Here is a 14,544-nt window from a genome sequence, read left to right as displayed (position 1 = left end):
TTCCGAGGAGCTGTTCATGACGGAGACCGAAACCGTGCCGGCGGACCCCGGCAACCGCGCGGCGGACACCGCGATCCACGTCGAGGGGGTGAGCAAGCGCTACGGCAGCCGCCAGGCGCTGGACGCGGTGTCGCTGCGCATCGACCGCGGAGAGTTCTTCGGCCTGCTCGGGCCCAACGGCGCCGGCAAGACCACTCTGGTGGAGATCATGGAGGGCCTGCGCCAGGCCGACGCCGGCACCGTCGACGTGCTGGGCGGCGCACCCTGGCCCCGCAATGTCGCACTGCTGCCCCGGCTCGGTGTGCAGACCCAGTCGTCGGCCTTCTTCGTACGGCAGACGGCGCACGAGCACCTGGCGACCGTGGCCGCTCTGTACCGCGCGGACACGGCGGCCGTCGAGCGCACGCTGGCCGCCGTCGGCCTGGTGGGCCGGCGAGACACCCGTGTGGAGAACCTCTCCGGCGGCCAGCGTCAGCGGCTCGCCATCGCCTCCGCGCTCGTCCACGACCCGGAGCTGATCTTCCTCGACGAGCCCACCGCCGCCCTCGATCCGCAGGCCCGACGCGATCTGTGGGAGGTGCTGCGCGGACTGAAGGAAGCCGGCCGGACGATCGTGTACACGACCCACCACCTGGACGAGGCCGAGGCACTCTGCGACCGGGTGGCGATCCTCGTCGAGGGCCGGATCGCCGCGCTGGACTCCCCGCGCGGACTCGTCGGCGCGGCGGGCGCACCGACCTCACTGCTGCTGCCGCCCGAGCGGATGACGGTGGCGGAGGCCGAGGCGGTCCCCGGCGTCGACCGCGCGGAGGTTCGCGGCGGCAGCCTCGTCCTGGAGACGAAGGTGTCCGGGAAGGTCATGTCGGCGCTGGACGCCCTCGGCGGCCTCGACGGCGTACAGACCCGGACCGCCACCCTGGAGGACGTCTACCTCCAGCTCACGTCGGACGCGACCACCGGCGACATCCCGCACGCGCAGAACACGGAGCACCAGGCATGAGCGCATACGGCGCACTCACGGCGTCCGGCTACCGGGCCCAGGTCCGCGACACGGCCACACTCTTCTTCACCTTCGCCTTCCCGCTGGTGTTTCTGCTGGTGTTCGGGCTGATCTTCAGCGGCCAGGAGGTGGAGGAGACCGGCCGGCCGTACATCTCCTACATCGCGCCCGGCGTGATGTCGTGGGGCGTGGCCAACGCGGCGGTGTTCGGCATCGCGTTCACGCTGATGCAGTGGCGGCGCGACGATCTGCTGCGGCTGATCCGGATGACGCCGACGAGCCTGCCGACGGTCCTGGCGTCGCGGTACGTGCTGGCGCTGGCCGTGGGAGCGGTCCAGGCGGTGCTTTTCGTCGCGGTGGCGATGCTGCCGGGCTTCGGCCTGGAGCTCGACGCCCGCTGGCCGCTGGCCCTGCCCGTGCTGGTGCTCGGCATCACGGCGTTCCTGTCGATCGGCGTGATCATCGGCTCGTACGCCGACACGCCGGAGGCGGTGGCCGCGATCGCGAACTTCATGATGGTGCCGATGGCGTTCCTGTCCGGCTCCTTCTTCCCCCTGGACCTGATGCCGTCGTGGCTGCAGACGATCTCCCGGGCGCTGCCGCTGCGCTACTTCAACGACGCCGTCTCCGCCGCACTCACCGGCAACGGCAGCCTCGGCGACATCGGGATCGGGTGCGCCGCGCTCGTGGGCTTCACCGTGGTCTTCGCGGCGATCGGGCTGAAGACCTTCCGCTGGAGCAACCGCGCATGACACGCGTGCTGGAAAGCCTGCCGTTGGAGCAGGCACGGCTGCGTCTGCGGTCGGCGCTGGACGAGCGGTCCGGCTCACCGTCTCCCTCGACCCGTCGAACGCGGACGTCGCGGCCGCACGGCCCCGGACCCGAGGTGGTGCCCCTCGGAACACGTGCAGTGCGGGACGACCCGTATGCCGATGTGCGGCCCGCCGCGCTGGTGCATCTGACGTCCCGGCAGGTGCTGGTGGGCCCCTGGGGCGGCGACGCGGACGCGCGGGCGTGCGGCACCTGCCTCGCGATGCGCTGGCAGCGGCTGCGCTCACGCACCGAGCGGGACGCGCTGGAGACGGGCTCGCCGTGGAGCTTCGCCCCGGCCTGGCCGGAGCTGCCGGACTTCGTCACCACCGCCGTGCGCGCGCTGTACGAGGCGGTCATCCTCGGAAACCCGGATCCGCCCGGCGAGACGCCATCCGACCGGGCCCTGCCGCAGGTGTCCTGCCTCGACCTCGCGACGCTGGGCGTACGCACCTTCCCGCTGTACGCCGACCCGCTGTGCCCGCACTGCGGCACCGGCGGCTCGGACACCCGGGAGTCGGCCCAACTCGCCCTGGTCAGCAGGCCGAAGCCGGCCGAGGACAGCTACCGGCTGCGGCCGGTGTCCTCCTACCGGCTCGCGCCGGCGGCACTCGCCAACCCGGTCACCGGCCTGCTCGGCGCGGGCACCTGGCTCAACATCACCTCGCCCACCACGGCGCCCGTCGCCGGCAGTGTGTTCATGCGCGGGTACGCCGGTCTGACCGACGTGACCTGGAGCGGGCAGGCCAACGGCTTCTCCGCGAGCCGGAACCTGGCCTTCCTGGAGGGCCTGGAGCGGTACGCGGGGACACACCGGCGGCGCGGCACTCGGCTGCTGGCGGCGTCGTACAACAGCCTCGGTGAGGACGCGCTGGACCCGGCCGACTGCGGCTTCTACGCGCCCGGGACCTACCGCGACGATCCGCTCGTGGACCCCTTCGACCCGGACCGGCCGATCCCGTGGGTCTGGGGGTACTCCCTGCGCGACGAGCGTCCGCTCCTGGTACCGGCCCGGCTCGTCCACTACAGCGCGGGGCTCGCGGCGGACAACTTCGTCTTCGAGTGCTCCAACGGCTGTGCGATCGGCAGCTGTCTGGAGGAGGCGGTGCTCGGCGGGCTGCTCGAACTGATCGAGCGGGACGCCTTCCTCCTCGCCTGGTACGGCGGCATCCGGCTCACGGAGATCGACCTGACCACGGTCACCGACCCCATCGTCCGCGCGATGATCGATCGCGCCGCTCTGCAGGGCTACGACGTGCACGCCTTCGACAACCGGATCGACCTCGCCGTACCGGTGGTGACAGGCCTGGCGGTCCGTCGGGACGGCGGCCCCGGCATCCACTCCTTCGGCGCGGGCGCCTCCCTCGACCCGGCGGCGGCGTTGGAGGGAGCCCTCTCGGAGGTACTGACATACATTCCGCACCTGCCGGGCCAGGTGCGCGAACGGCGCACCGAACTGGAGGCCATGGCCGCCGACTTCACGAAGGTGCAGCATCTCAAGGACCACGCCCAGCTGTACGGGCTGCCCGGGACGGCGACGCACGTGACGCCGTACCACGAACCCACAGCTGTCCGTCCGATGGCGGAGGTGTACGCGTCCTGGGAGTCGGGCGGACGGCCTCGCACCGGCGATCTGCTGGACGATGTGGCGCTGTGCCGCGACGAGTTGGTACGAGCCGGCCTCGATGTCGTCGTGGTCGACCAGACCACTCCGGAGCAGGAACGCATCGGCCTGCGCACGGTCTGCGTCCTGGCGCCCGGTCTGCTGCCCATCGACTTCGGCTGGTCGCGCCAGCGGGCCCTGCGGATGCCGCGCCTGCGAACTGCCGCGCGCCGGGCAGGACTGCGGGAGACCGATCTCGCGGAGGGGGAGATCCGGCGGGTGCCGCATCCGTTTCCTTGACATCCTCTCCCCCTGAAGGGGGAGATTCTCGCCTACCGTGGCGTTGACAGCTGCGGTGTCGAGTGGGTTCCTGCTTCGATGCGCGGCGCGGGCACAGGGGCCCGTCTTACCCGCGCTCCACAGGCTGTCACGGCCAGTCCGGCCGCCTTGGCGACGTTGACCGCCGCGTTGATGTCCCGGTCCAAAACTGCCCCGCATGCCCCGCATGTCCATTCCCGGACGTGCAGGGGCTTCGGGCCGTTATTGGCGCCGCACACGGAGCACACCTGAGAGGTCGGTTCGAACCGCCCGATCTTCACGAAGGTGCGCCCGTACCGGGCGGCCTTGTACTCCAGCATGCTCACGAACGCCGACCAGCCGGCGTCGTGCACGGACTTGGCCAGGCGCGTGCGGGCGAGAGCCTTCACCGCCAGGTCCTCCACGGCGACCGCTTGGTTCTCGCGGATCAGCTGCGTGGAGAGCTGGTGATGGAACTCGCCGCGCGCGTCCGCGACACGGGCGTGTGCCCGTGCGACGCGGATCCTGGCCTTGTTCCTGTTCTTGCTGCCCTTCTCCTTGCGGGACAGAGCGCGCTGCGCCTTCCTCAAGCGCTTCCCGGCCCGGCGCAGGAAACGCGGGCTGTCGACCTTCGTACCGTCCGAGAGGACCGCGAAGTGGCCAAGACCAAGGTCGATGCCCAGCTCGGGCGTCGTCTGCGGCAGCACCTCTTCCGGGCTGGTCTCCACGACGAAGCTCGCGAAGTACCGGCCCGCCGAGTCCTTGACCACCGTCACCGTGGACGGCGTCGAGGGCAGCGTGCGGGACCACTTCACCCGCACGTCTCCGATCTTCGGCAGGCGCAGCTTCTGTCCTGGGGTGATGGACCAGCGGGCGTTCGCGGTGAACCGGACGGCCTGTCGGGGGTCCTTGCGGGATTTGTACCGAGGTGCGCCCACGCGCGGCCGCTTGCCCTTGAGGCCGTCGAAGAAGTTCCGGTAGGCCGTGTCCAGATCGCGCAGGGACTGCTGGAGAACGACGGCGGAAACCTCACCGAGCCAGGCCCGTTCCGGGGTCTTCTTCGCTTCGGTGATCAGCGCCTTCGACAGGTCCCCGGCCTTCGGGAACGGCAGCCCTTGGGCACGGGCCCTCTCCCGAGCCCTGAGGGCATCGTTGTAAACCACCCGCGCACACCCAAACGCCCTCGCCAACGCCGTGCGCTGACCAGCGCTCGGGTACAGGCGAAAGCTGTACCGAAGCTGCATGCGGATCACGCTACACAGTTGGTTTAGAGGTACGGACGAGAACACTAGTACAGGCCGTCACTGCACCTTCCGCGTTTCGTGACCACGTACCTGCACTGCGTCTTCACCGACCGGCACCTGACACACTGCGAGGAGATCAGGCGGGCCATGTGCGAAGACTGCGAGGCCGAACTGGTCGAGTTCAACGGCGAGGCCAACCGCGTCCACCTGCTCATTAACTTCCCGCCGAGCAGCAGAACGGCCGCTCTAGCTCTGGCCGAGGTGAACCCTGCGGATCCATGCGCACAGCTGAGGTCAGAGCGGGCTATGGATTCGCTTCACCACCGAGCTGAAGCCCGGTGCACCGCGAATAGACCCGGTAGGGGCCATACGCCGACGGCCGGGCGCCGCTCGCCGCTCCTGAAGGAGTGACGAGCGGCACCCGGCCGTCCGCCGCGTGCCGAATCCGTGGGATCAGGCGCTGCAGGAGGTGGTGCTGGTGGTGGAGGAGCAGGTCGAGGTGGAGGAGCAGCTGGTGGAACCGGCGAGCACGACCTCGCTGGCGTCCGAGTAGTCCGAGATCTCGAAGGTCTCCGACTCGAGTTCCAGGATCTCGTCGGCGAGGGCGGCGAGGGTCGACTTGTCAGCCATGATGACTCCTGACGTGGTCACACCACCGGGCTCCTCCCGGGGGTGCTGGGCCTCCTCATTGGACCGGGCACCACTGACGCGACCAGCTGCGAAGCACTGACAGAGCGCTGACGGCCCGTGCCAGTGCCACGCCGGGGTTCGGTCAGCGAAGTGACAGCGATCTGTCAGTGATCTGGAAGTGATCTGCCACTGTTCTGCCAGTGATGTGACGGCGGTTGGCTGCCGGTCCGCCGGATCATGCCCGGATGAGCTCAGCCGCACCAGTCCGCACCGGCCGACACGAGCCCGTCCTGCGGCAGTTGGACACCGTGCTGCGCCCACTCGTCACCTTCGCCATGGACCTGCACCAGCACCCGGAACCGTCCGGCGCCGAAATCCGGACCGCGGCCTGCCTCGCGGACGCGCTCCAGGCGGAGGGGTACACCGTGACGCGCGGCATCGGCGGACACGGTGTGGTCGGCGTCCTCACGAACGGCGAGGGCCCGCGCGTGTACCTGCGCGCCGAACTCGACGCACTGCCGGTCCGGGAACGAACCGGACTGCCGTACGCCGCCGACGGCCCCCACATGCACGCCTGCGGGCATGACCTGCACATCGCGGCGGCGCTCGGCGCGGCGACGCTGCTGGCGCGTGCGCGTCCGCAGTGGCGTGGCTCGGTGGTGGTCGTGGGCCAGCCTGCGGAGGAGATCCTGACGGGCGCGCGGGCGATGCTGGCGGACGGTCTCTACGACCGCTTCGGCCGCCCCGACGCCGTGCTCGCGCAGCACACGGCGCCGCTGCTGGGCGGAATGGTGGCCCACGGGCACGGGCAGCCGGTGCTGGCGGGCAGCGTCAGCCTCGACGTCACCCTGCACGGGCGTGGCGGTCACGCGGGGGCGCCGCAGCTGACGGTGGACCCGGTCCTGGCCGCCGCGGCGGTCGTGATGCGCTTGCAGGGCATCGTCGCCCGCGAGAGCGCGCCGGCCGAGCAGACGACCGTCACGGTCGGTTCGCTCCACGCCGGCACGCACAGCAACGTCGTACCGGAGAGCGCAGCGCTCGGCATCACCGTGCGGGCTCTCACCCCGGCGGCCCTGGACCGCGCCGTGGCGGCGGTCGAGCGGATCGTAGGGGCCGAGGCGACCGCGTCAGGCTGTCCGCGCGAACCGGAGATCACCATGGTGTCCCGCTCGCCGGTGACCCTGCCGGACGAGAAGCTCACTGCGGCGATCCGTGACGCCCACCGAGAGGCGCTGGGCGCCGAGCGGGTGGGCGCATGGCCGCCGTCGATGGCGACGGAGGACTTCGGCCTGTACGGCGATGCCGGGCGGGAGATCCACGGGTGTCCGGGGGTGCCGCTCGGCTACTGGATGGTCGGTGTGGTGGGCCCGCGGCAGTGGGCCGCGACGGCGAGCGCGGGCGGCACGGCGGAGCGCTTCGCGGCACTCCCGGCCAACCACTCCCCCGAGTTCGCCCCGCACCTGCCCCTGGCCCTGCCGTCGGCGGCCACGGCGATGACTGTGGCGGCGCTGACGGCGCTGGGTGCTCGACGCTGAACGACGTCCAGAGCGTGTAGCGGACGGCAGTGATCTGGGCAATTCCCTTGCATGCGCGGCGCGTTGAGGGCTGGCCCTCCGTGGGTGGAGACGGTCACGGGCCTGAGGCTGCGCGGCGAGAACCTCCGGCGGGAGGCGGCTCCGAAGACCTGGCCAACGGCCGACGGCCTGGCCCAGCACCACCTCGACGGCATGCCCTCAACCACTTCCAGTACCGTCTCGTCGGGGAGAAGGAGGGCGACGAGATCAAGTACATCCACGAGGACGACGCGGGCCGCGGAGCCCTCCTGAAGGAGCTGGCAAAGCCGGCCCTCTGGACCGGGCTCGCCCTCTGCATCGCCATCATCGCCTGGGTGGCTTGGGGATTCCTCCAGTTCGACCACGACATCGACAACCCCCGCGAAGGCGGCTTCTCCGGCTGGCAATGCGACGCCCGCCACGACTGCGGCTCCTGAGGACACACCCACCTCGGTCCGGCCTGCACTACACCTCCGCCGTCGACCAGGCCGTCCTCGTCCATTACCACCTCCGCAGCGCCGGGCTACGTCTTAACTCCCGAGGCAGCGACGGCAGTTGAGCAGCTCCTCTACGTAGGATGGTCCCACTTACGTAGGTCAATGTTTCGTAAAGGCAGGTACGGCGCGGGGAGCCCCGTACAAGACGATTGGGTAGCCAGTGCTTCTGAAAACGTTCGGCTGGTCGTTCGCGGTCACCGCGCTCGGCCTGGTCGCGGCGGTGTTGTACGGGGGGTGGACCGGCTTCGGGATCGTGGCGATCCTGTCCATCCTCGAGATCTCGGTGTCCTTCGACAACGCCGTGGTCAACGCCGGGATCCTGAAGAAGATGAATGCCTTCTGGCAGAAGATCTTCCTCACCGTCGGCATCCTGATCGCGGTCTTCGGCATGCGCCTGGTCTTCCCGGTCGTGATCGTCGCCGTCAGCGCCAAGATCGGCCCGATCGAAGCGGTACGGCTCGCGCTCGACGACAAGGACAAGTACCAGCAGTTGGTGACCGACGCCCACCCGTCGATCGCCGCCTTCGGTGGCATGTTCCTTTTGATGATCTTCCTCGACTTCATCTTCGAGGACCGGGACATCAAGTGGCTCGGCTGGCTGGAGCGCCCGCTCGCCAAGCTCGGCAAGGTCGACATGCTCTCCGTCTGCATCGCGCTCGTCGTGCTGCTCGTCTCCGCGATGACCTTCGCCACCAACGCCCACCAGCACGGGGGCATCTATGCGGACAAGGCCGAGACCGTCCTGATCGCCGGCATCGCGGGCTTGATCACCTACCTGATCGTCGGCGGCCTCTCCGGCTACTTCGAGAACAAGCTCGAGGAAGAGGAGCAGCGCGAGCACGAGGCCGAGGAAAAGGCCAAGAGAAGCGGCAAGAAGGTCCCGGCGATCGCGATGGCCGGCAAAGCCGCGTTCTTCATGTTCCTCTACCTGGAGGTCCTGGACGCGTCCTTCTCCTTCGACGGCGTCATCGCCGCCTTCGCGATCACCAACGACATCGTCCTGATGTCGCTCGGACTCGGCATCGGCGCGATGTACGTCCGATCCCTCACGGTCTACTTGGTCCGCCAGGGCACCCTCGACGACTACGTCTACCTGGAGCACGGCGCGCACTACGCGATCGGCGCCCTCGCCGTGATCCTGCTCGTCACCATCCGGTACGAGATCCACGAGGTCATCACGGGCCTCGTCGGCGTCGTCCTGATCGCCTGGTCCTTCTTCTCCTCGGTCCAGCGCAACCGCAGGTCGGCTGAATGAGTCCGACGCCGCGGCGCCCGTTCATCCAGGGCACGCCCGAGCATCGCGGAGGACCGCTTCGGGTGCGCCCGGCCGCAGCCGACCGCACCCGAAGCCACGCCTGTCGTTCCTCAGCCCGCCGGTATGCCGCCCGTGGTGTTCGGGGCCGGCTTGGCGCGTAGGCGTAGGAGCTTCATGAGGGTCGGGCTCAGCCCTGCCGCGTCCTTCCCCACCGCCGAGGGCGACTTGCCCGTCGACGGGGACTTTCCTGTGGTCGGGGGCCTGCCCGTCGACGGGGGCTCGATGGGGTCCGTCGGGGGTGGCTTCGGGAGGGCCACGCAGTTCGACCTGCCGGATTCCGCCGAGCCGTTGACCGCGGTGACGCAGAAGTCGTAGTTCCAGTTGCCGGGAAACAGGTAGGTGAGCCGACCAAGTCCCGCAAGGCTCTGGCGGTCACGCTCCGCTATCTCGCGCGGAATCGACCCTGCTCCACCTGCTCGACTCGCCCTAGGCTCTCCAGTCGGTCCAGGTGCTGTACGGCCGTTCTGCGCTCGACCGGCCGCACGTGTGGACCTTCGACGTGGGGTCGGTAGACCAGGCGGTGCTCGACGATTTCCTCGACCGTGCGTGGCTCGCTGAGGAAGTCCAGGAGCGCCGCTTCCCGCTTCTGGACGACAGCGGCGAAGACGTCGAGCCGGTGGCGGAACTCCGCGGGGCCCTCGATCACGCCCTTTTGGTGGGAGGTGCCGTACCAGCGGGCATCAATGTCACGGCAACGGCGCATGGAGGCCTCGTAGTCGGGGAGGTCGCTGCCGACGTCGCCGTAGTACGGGCCGAACGACGTCAGGTCGATGTCGGCGATGAACAGGAAGCCGTCCGGCTCGACCAGGAAGCCGCTGTGGCCTTCGGTGTGGCCGGGGAGGTGTACGACCGTCACCGTGCGCCCACCCAGGTCGAACACCGTGCCGTCGTCGAATGCCTTCGCGTCGGCACGTCCGTGGACGTGGAACTGGTCGCGCATCGTCCGGTCGACCTCGTCCACGTCACCGGGCGGAAGGCCGTACCCGGCGACCAAGGCGGCGCGGGAGCGCAGCGCGTCGACGTCGCCGCGATGGATGTGGACGGGTACGTCGTAGCTGCCGAGACCGGCGATGTGGTCCTCGTGCGCGTGGCTGACGAGGACCAGGTCCGCGGGCGGCGCGGCCTCGACGAGCGACAGCGACGGATCCACGACCAGCGATGCGCTCGTGCCATGTACGAGGAGTGAGTTGCCGTACGGATAGGCGCCCCGTCGCGGGCCGACGAGGACGCTGACGCCGCCGTATTCGACCGCTGTGTATCCCGTGGCTGGCATGTCCGTGTCTCACACCTTTCGATTCGGCATCCGGTCGTACGCCACCTACCGCGGCAGCGTCCTGCTCGATGACGCCCTGCACCATCATGGCCTTCGCCACCCTGAGGAACCCGGCCGCATTGGCGCCGAGGACATAGTCGTCGGGGTCGCCACCGTATGTCTCGGCCATGGCGCGGCACTGGGTGTGATGTCGCGCATGACCACGGCGGCCCACCGTCTGCCCGGCGTCGACCCGGCCCGGATCGCCCTGTGGGGCACGTCGTACGCCATGCCGGGGGCCGGACGGCTGATGAGCCTGGCCGGGCAGGGGGTGCGCGACCTGGCCCGCGCCCTCACCCAGCGACCGCCGCACCTTCTGCCGATCGTCGGGCTGCCGGGGCGCTCGCGACGATGACCACAACCGACGCCGAGGAGATCCCCTCCACGGTGACCGGTCAGACCTGGCGCAACGAGGTGTGCGCCCGCGCGGCCCTGGGAGTGGGCCTGAACCGGCCGATCACCTTCGCCGGCCGCCTGACGTGCCCGGTCTTGTTCCAGGTCGGCACCGAGGACCTGGTCGCACCGCCCGGCGCTGCGCGTCGTACCGCCAGGAAGGCCGGTCGGGGGGCGCACCTGCGCGAGTACCCCGTCGGCCACTTCGACGTCGGCCAGGGCCCTTGTCAGCGGCGCGCTCCGGCCGACCGGCTCGACTTCCTCACGCGTGCTCTCGGTCCGGCACCTCGGTCATCACGCCCGAGAAGTGCCTTCCCTCTCACAAGGGTTCTTCCCAAGAGTGTTTTTCCCGAACTGCTTTCCCGAACTGCCTTTCCCATCAAAGGGGATGAGATGAGCATGTACGACTACGTCATCGTCGGCGCCGGATCCGCGGGCTGTGTGCTCGCGGCACGGCTGTCGGAGGACCCCGGGGTCCGGGTGGCGTTGATCGAGGCGGGCGGCCCCGACGCCGCGCAGGAGATCCATGTCCCGGCCGCCTTCCCGCAGTTGTTCAAGTCCGACGTCGACTGGGACCTCGACTCCGACCCGGAGCCCGGGATCGGCGGGCGACGGGCCTACCTGCCCCGGGGCAAGGTGTTCGGCGGCTCCAGCTCGATCAACGCCATGATCTACATACGGGGCAACCGGGCAGACTACGACGGCTGGGCCGCGGCCGGGGCGACCGGCTGGTCCTACGCCGATGTGCTGCCGTACTTCCGACGCGCCGAGGACAACGAGCGCGGCGCGGACGAATTCCACGGCACGGGCGGCCCGTTGACGGTCAGCGAGGGCAGGTCCTCGCATCCGCTCACGTCGGCGTTCGTGCGGGCCGCCGAGCAGGCCGGGCACAAGGCGAACGACGACTTCAACGGCGTGACGCAGTTCGGTGTCGGGCGCTATCAGCTCACACAGCGCAACGGACTGCGCTGCAGCGCGGCGGTGGCCTATCTGCACCCGGCCCTCGAACGCCACAACCTCGCCGTGCTCTCCTCGGCCCGAGCTCACCGCGTGGTGCTGGAGGGCGGCCGGGCGACGGGTGTGGAGGTGGAGCGGGGCGGCACGGTCGAGGTGGTGCGCGCCGAACGCGAGGTGATCCTTTCCGCGGGCGCCTACGAGTCGCCGAAGCTGCTGATGCTGTCCGGGATCGGCCCGGCCGCAGCGCTGTCCGCGTTCGGCATCGGCGTCGTGCGCGATCTGCCGGTCGGTCAGGGCCTCCAGGACCACTACGTGGCGCTGCTGAACTTCCGTACCGACGCCGAGTCGTTGATCGGTGCGGCGAGTGCGGACAACGCGGCGCTGTTGCAGAGCCAGGGCCGCGGCCCGCTGACCTCGAACATCGGCGAGGCCGGCGGCTTCTTCCGCAGCCGGGACGAACTGGACGCCCCCGACCTGCAGTTCCATGCCGCGCCCGTGCTGTTCCACCAGGAGGGGCTCGGCCCGGTCGCCGAGCACGGGTTCTCCTTCGGCCCGTGCGTGCTCGCCCCGACCAGCCGCGGCGCGGTGGCCCTGCGTACACCGCGCCCGGACGTGGCGCCCCGGATCGTGCACAACTACCTGACGACGGCCAGGGACAGGGACGCGCTCGTCGCCGGCATCCGGATCGCCCTGGAGATCGCCGAGCAGCGGGCGGTGGCCGACCTCGTGACCGGGCCGTACGACGTGCCGGCCGCGGACTCCGACACCGAACTCCTGGCCTGGGCACAGCGGTCCGGGCAGACCCTGTACCACCCGACCTCGACCTGTGCCATCGGGTCGGTGGTCGACCCCGAACTGCGTGTGTACGACGTCGACGGCCTGCGGGTCGTCGACGCGTCCGTGTTCCCGGCGGTGCCGAGCGGGAACACCAACGCGCCCACGATCATGGCCGCGGAGAAGGCGGCCGACCTCGTCAAGGGAGCCGCGTGATGACGCCGCCCCTGCCCGCGACCGACCGGAGGTGGGCGCGCGACCGGGCCGTCGACGACCTGGTCCGCGGCGAGATCGCCTGGGCCGCCTGCGGGCTGCGCCGGCGGCGCGAGCTGAGGGGGCGGCTGAAAACCGACACCCGACCGCTAGGCTACGGCTCGCCCGAAAAGGGAGAAACCATGACGATTACCACGATCTAGAGGAGCTCGTCGGTGCATTCCTGGCTCTCCGAACGCCGTCGAGCGGGAGTGAGCAGCCTCGTCGCGGCCTGCGTGGCAGCGTTGTTCGGCCTCGTGCTCGTGCTTGACGACGGCACGGCGCCGTTCTCGGTGGTGGATGCGGGCGTACTCGTGCTGTTCGCCTATCTCTTCACCTACCTCGTTGTCACACTGCCCGCGTTCTCGAACGCCTCCGACGAGCGGATCCGCAGCTGGGCCGAGCGCAGCGCCCGCGGCACGGTGATGCAGCGCTACGTGCTCGGGACCGCGCCCGGGCCCGGAGTGTCGCTCTTCATCGCGACAGCCGCGCTCGTGGTGGCCGTCGTGTGGCGCCCGGGGCACATCGGTTCGCAGTTTCCCGTCCAACCCCGGGTGGTGGCGGCGCTCACCCTCGTCGTCACCGCCTGGATCTGCGTGTGCGTGTCCTTCGCGGTCACCTTCCAGGCCGACAACCTGTTGGAGAACGAACGGGGCCTGGAGTTCCCAGGCGGCCAGTCCGCCGCCTGGGCCGACTACGTCTATTTCGCGCTGTCGGTCATGACGACGTTCGGTACGACGGATGTCTCGGTGATCTCCCGCGAGATGCGACGAACGGTGGCGGCCAACTCGGCGATCGCGTTCGTCTTCAACACGGTGACGGTCGCCAGCCTGGTGGGCGCCCTCGACACCGGCTGACCGGGCCCGGACGCCTGCCGGGGGCCCGCTCGCGTCCTTCACTCCACATCGCCGCTACACGGTCACGCCAGTCGGGGCCACCACTCAAGCGCCGTGGCCCCGTATTCCCTATGATGCAGCGGTGTTCGATTCCCGGTACGTGAGAACCTTTCACGAAGTCGTGCGGACCGGCTCGTACTCGGCTGCCGCACGCGCTCTCGGCTACACCCAGCCGGCGATCACCCAGCAGATGAAGGCTCTTGAACGGGACGTCGGCATACCGCTGTTCGTCCGGGTGGGCCGCGGGATACGGCTCACCGAGGCGGGCGAGACGCTGTCGCGGCACGCCAGCGACATACTCGGTTCCTTGTCGGCGGCGCAGGAGCAGATGAACGCCCTCGCCCGGCTGCATGCAGGGCGGGTCCGTGTCTGCTCCTTCCCGAGTGCCAACTCCACGCTCCTGCCCGAGGCTCTGGCCCGTCTCGCGGCTGCCCACCCGGGTATCCGCATCGATCTACTGGAGAACGAGCCGCCCGAGTCCCTTCGCCGCCTGGCGCAGGGCGAGTGCGACATCTCCCTGGCGTTCACCTACCCGGGACTGCACGAGCACGTCCCGGACGATCTGGTGGAGACCCCGCTCCTGGAAGACCAGCTGACCGTACTGCTGCCCAGCGGACACCGGCTCGCCCGGCGCAGGGTCGTCCAGCTCACCGACCTGGAAGGGGAACGCTGGATAGCCGGGTGTCCGCGTTGCCGGGCCAACCTGCTGCACGAGTGCGAGGAGGCGGGCTTCGTACCCGACATCGCCTTCACCACGGACGACAACATGGCGGTGCAGAGCCTGGTGGCGGAAGGGCTCGGCGTGGCCATGGTTCCCGCGCTGGTGCTGGCCTTCATGCACCGCGCAAAGGTGGCCGGCCGGCCGCTTCAGCCCGCTTCCCGGCGCAAGGTCTCGGCCTACGTCCTGCGGGAGCATCTGCGCATCCCCGCCACGGCGCTCGTTCTCCAGGAACTGAAGGCCGTGGCCGCGAGCAAGATGGGTTGTTGACCGCTCAATCCATAAGCACTCCT

Annotated in this window: 16 protein-coding genes; 13 read left to right on the top strand and 3 right to left on the bottom strand. The window is 69.8% G+C overall.

Going from position 1 to position 14,544, the window contains the following annotated elements; translation table 11 throughout:
• Positions 1-16 precede the first annotated feature (16 nt).
• From OG331_RS46890 to OG331_RS46880, 3 genes are read left to right on the top strand one after another with little or no spacing between them, the layout of a single operon-like run.
• Positions 17-1,000 carry an ABC transporter ATP-binding protein gene (locus tag OG331_RS46890; protein ID WP_406209234.1) on the top strand — a complete coding sequence of 328 codons (984 nt, stop codon included), beginning with the start codon at positions 17-19 and terminating at the stop codon, positions 998-1,000.
• Positions 997-1,752: an ABC transporter permease gene (locus tag OG331_RS46885; protein WP_406209231.1), complete on the top strand. Its 756-nt coding sequence runs from the start codon at positions 997-999 to the stop codon at positions 1,750-1,752. Before OG331_RS46890 ends, OG331_RS46885 begins: the two co-directional genes overlap by 4 nt.
• Positions 1,749-3,713 (top strand): TOMM precursor leader peptide-binding protein, encoded by a 1,965-nt coding sequence (locus OG331_RS46880; protein WP_406209228.1) that lies wholly within the window; start codon positions 1,749-1,751, stop codon positions 3,711-3,713. Before OG331_RS46885 ends, OG331_RS46880 begins: the two co-directional genes overlap by 4 nt.
• 32 nt (positions 3,714-3,745) lie before the next feature.
• Here the strand turns inward: OG331_RS46880 and OG331_RS46875 are convergent, their stop codons facing one another.
• Positions 3,746-4,954, bottom strand: coding sequence for an RNA-guided endonuclease InsQ/TnpB family protein (locus OG331_RS46875; protein ID WP_406209225.1), 1,209 nt, complete (start codon positions 4,952-4,954; stop codon positions 3,746-3,748).
• Positions 4,955-5,032: 78 nt separating this feature from the next.
• Here OG331_RS46875 and OG331_RS46870 point away from each other — a divergent pair, with 78 nt between their 5' ends.
• Positions 5,033-5,365 (top strand): transposase, encoded by a 333-nt coding sequence (locus OG331_RS46870; protein ID WP_406209222.1) that lies wholly within the window; start codon positions 5,033-5,035, stop codon positions 5,363-5,365.
• A gap of 42 nt (positions 5,366-5,407) precedes the next feature.
• Here the strand turns inward: OG331_RS46870 and OG331_RS46865 are convergent, their stop codons facing one another.
• The gene (locus OG331_RS46865) at positions 5,408-5,584 is read right to left on the bottom strand and encodes a thiazolylpeptide-type bacteriocin (protein ID WP_053760578.1); all 177 of its coding nucleotides are present in this window, start codon (positions 5,582-5,584) and stop codon (positions 5,408-5,410) included.
• A 245-nt stretch (positions 5,585-5,829) separates the two neighbouring features.
• Between OG331_RS46865 and OG331_RS46860 the strand changes: the two genes are divergently transcribed.
• The 4 genes from OG331_RS46860 (at position 5,830) to OG331_RS46845 (ending at position 9,264) form a co-directional block, all read left to right on the top strand.
• Positions 5,830-7,119: an amidohydrolase gene (locus tag OG331_RS46860; protein WP_406209220.1), complete on the top strand. Its 1,290-nt coding sequence runs from the start codon at positions 5,830-5,832 to the stop codon at positions 7,117-7,119.
• 80 nt (positions 7,120-7,199) lie between these two features.
• Complete coding sequence (locus tag OG331_RS46855) at positions 7,200-7,574, top strand: hypothetical protein (RefSeq protein ID WP_406209217.1); 375 nt, start codon at positions 7,200-7,202, stop codon at positions 7,572-7,574.
• A 220-nt stretch (positions 7,575-7,794) separates the two neighbouring features.
• Complete coding sequence (locus tag OG331_RS46850; RefSeq protein ID WP_406209215.1) at positions 7,795-8,889, top strand: DUF475 domain-containing protein; 1,095 nt, start codon at positions 7,795-7,797, stop codon at positions 8,887-8,889.
• A 174-nt stretch (positions 8,890-9,063) separates the two neighbouring features.
• Positions 9,064-9,264, top strand: a complete 201-nt coding sequence (locus tag OG331_RS46845) for a hypothetical protein (protein ID WP_406209212.1) — start codon at positions 9,064-9,066, stop codon at positions 9,262-9,264.
• A gap of 67 nt (positions 9,265-9,331) precedes the next feature.
• On the opposite strand, the gene OG331_RS46840 is transcribed toward OG331_RS46845, so the two are convergent.
• Positions 9,332-10,222, bottom strand: coding sequence for an MBL fold metallo-hydrolase (locus tag OG331_RS46840; RefSeq protein WP_406209210.1), 891 nt, complete (start codon positions 10,220-10,222; stop codon positions 9,332-9,334).
• On the opposite strand from OG331_RS46840, the gene OG331_RS46835 reads away from it, so the two are divergent.
• The 5 genes from OG331_RS46835 to OG331_RS46815 all read left to right on the top strand — a co-directional run bounded on the left by OG331_RS46835 (position 10,221) and on the right by OG331_RS46815 (position 14,521).
• Positions 10,221-10,616: a hypothetical protein gene (locus OG331_RS46835; RefSeq protein WP_406209207.1), complete on the top strand. Its 396-nt coding sequence runs from the start codon at positions 10,221-10,223 to the stop codon at positions 10,614-10,616. The two genes, OG331_RS46840 and OG331_RS46835, sit on opposite strands and share 2 nt — an antisense overlap.
• A 431-nt stretch (positions 10,617-11,047) precedes the next feature.
• Complete coding sequence (locus OG331_RS46830) at positions 11,048-12,601, top strand: GMC family oxidoreductase (protein WP_406209204.1); 1,554 nt, start codon at positions 11,048-11,050, stop codon at positions 12,599-12,601.
• On the top strand, positions 12,601-12,801 hold the full coding sequence (locus tag OG331_RS46825; RefSeq protein ID WP_406209202.1) for a hypothetical protein: 201 nt from the start codon (positions 12,601-12,603) through the stop codon (positions 12,799-12,801). The genes OG331_RS46830 and OG331_RS46825 overlap by 1 nt, the downstream gene beginning before the upstream one ends.
• A gap of 12 nt (positions 12,802-12,813) precedes the next feature.
• Entirely contained in the window at positions 12,814-13,494 is a 681-nt protein-coding gene (locus OG331_RS46820; RefSeq protein WP_406209199.1) for a DUF1345 domain-containing protein, read from the top strand.
• Between the two features lie 121 nt (positions 13,495-13,615).
• Positions 13,616-14,521 carry a LysR family transcriptional regulator gene (locus OG331_RS46815; RefSeq protein WP_362385427.1) on the top strand — a complete coding sequence of 302 codons (906 nt, stop codon included), beginning with the start codon at positions 13,616-13,618 and terminating at the stop codon, positions 14,519-14,521.
• Positions 14,522-14,544 lie beyond the last annotated feature (23 nt).

This window comes from Streptomyces sp. NBC_01017, assembly GCF_045162795.1.
GTDB lineage: Bacteria > Actinomycetota > Actinomycetes > Streptomycetales > Streptomycetaceae > Streptomyces > Streptomyces machairae.
This window is presented reverse-complemented; position numbering and strand designations above follow the sequence as displayed.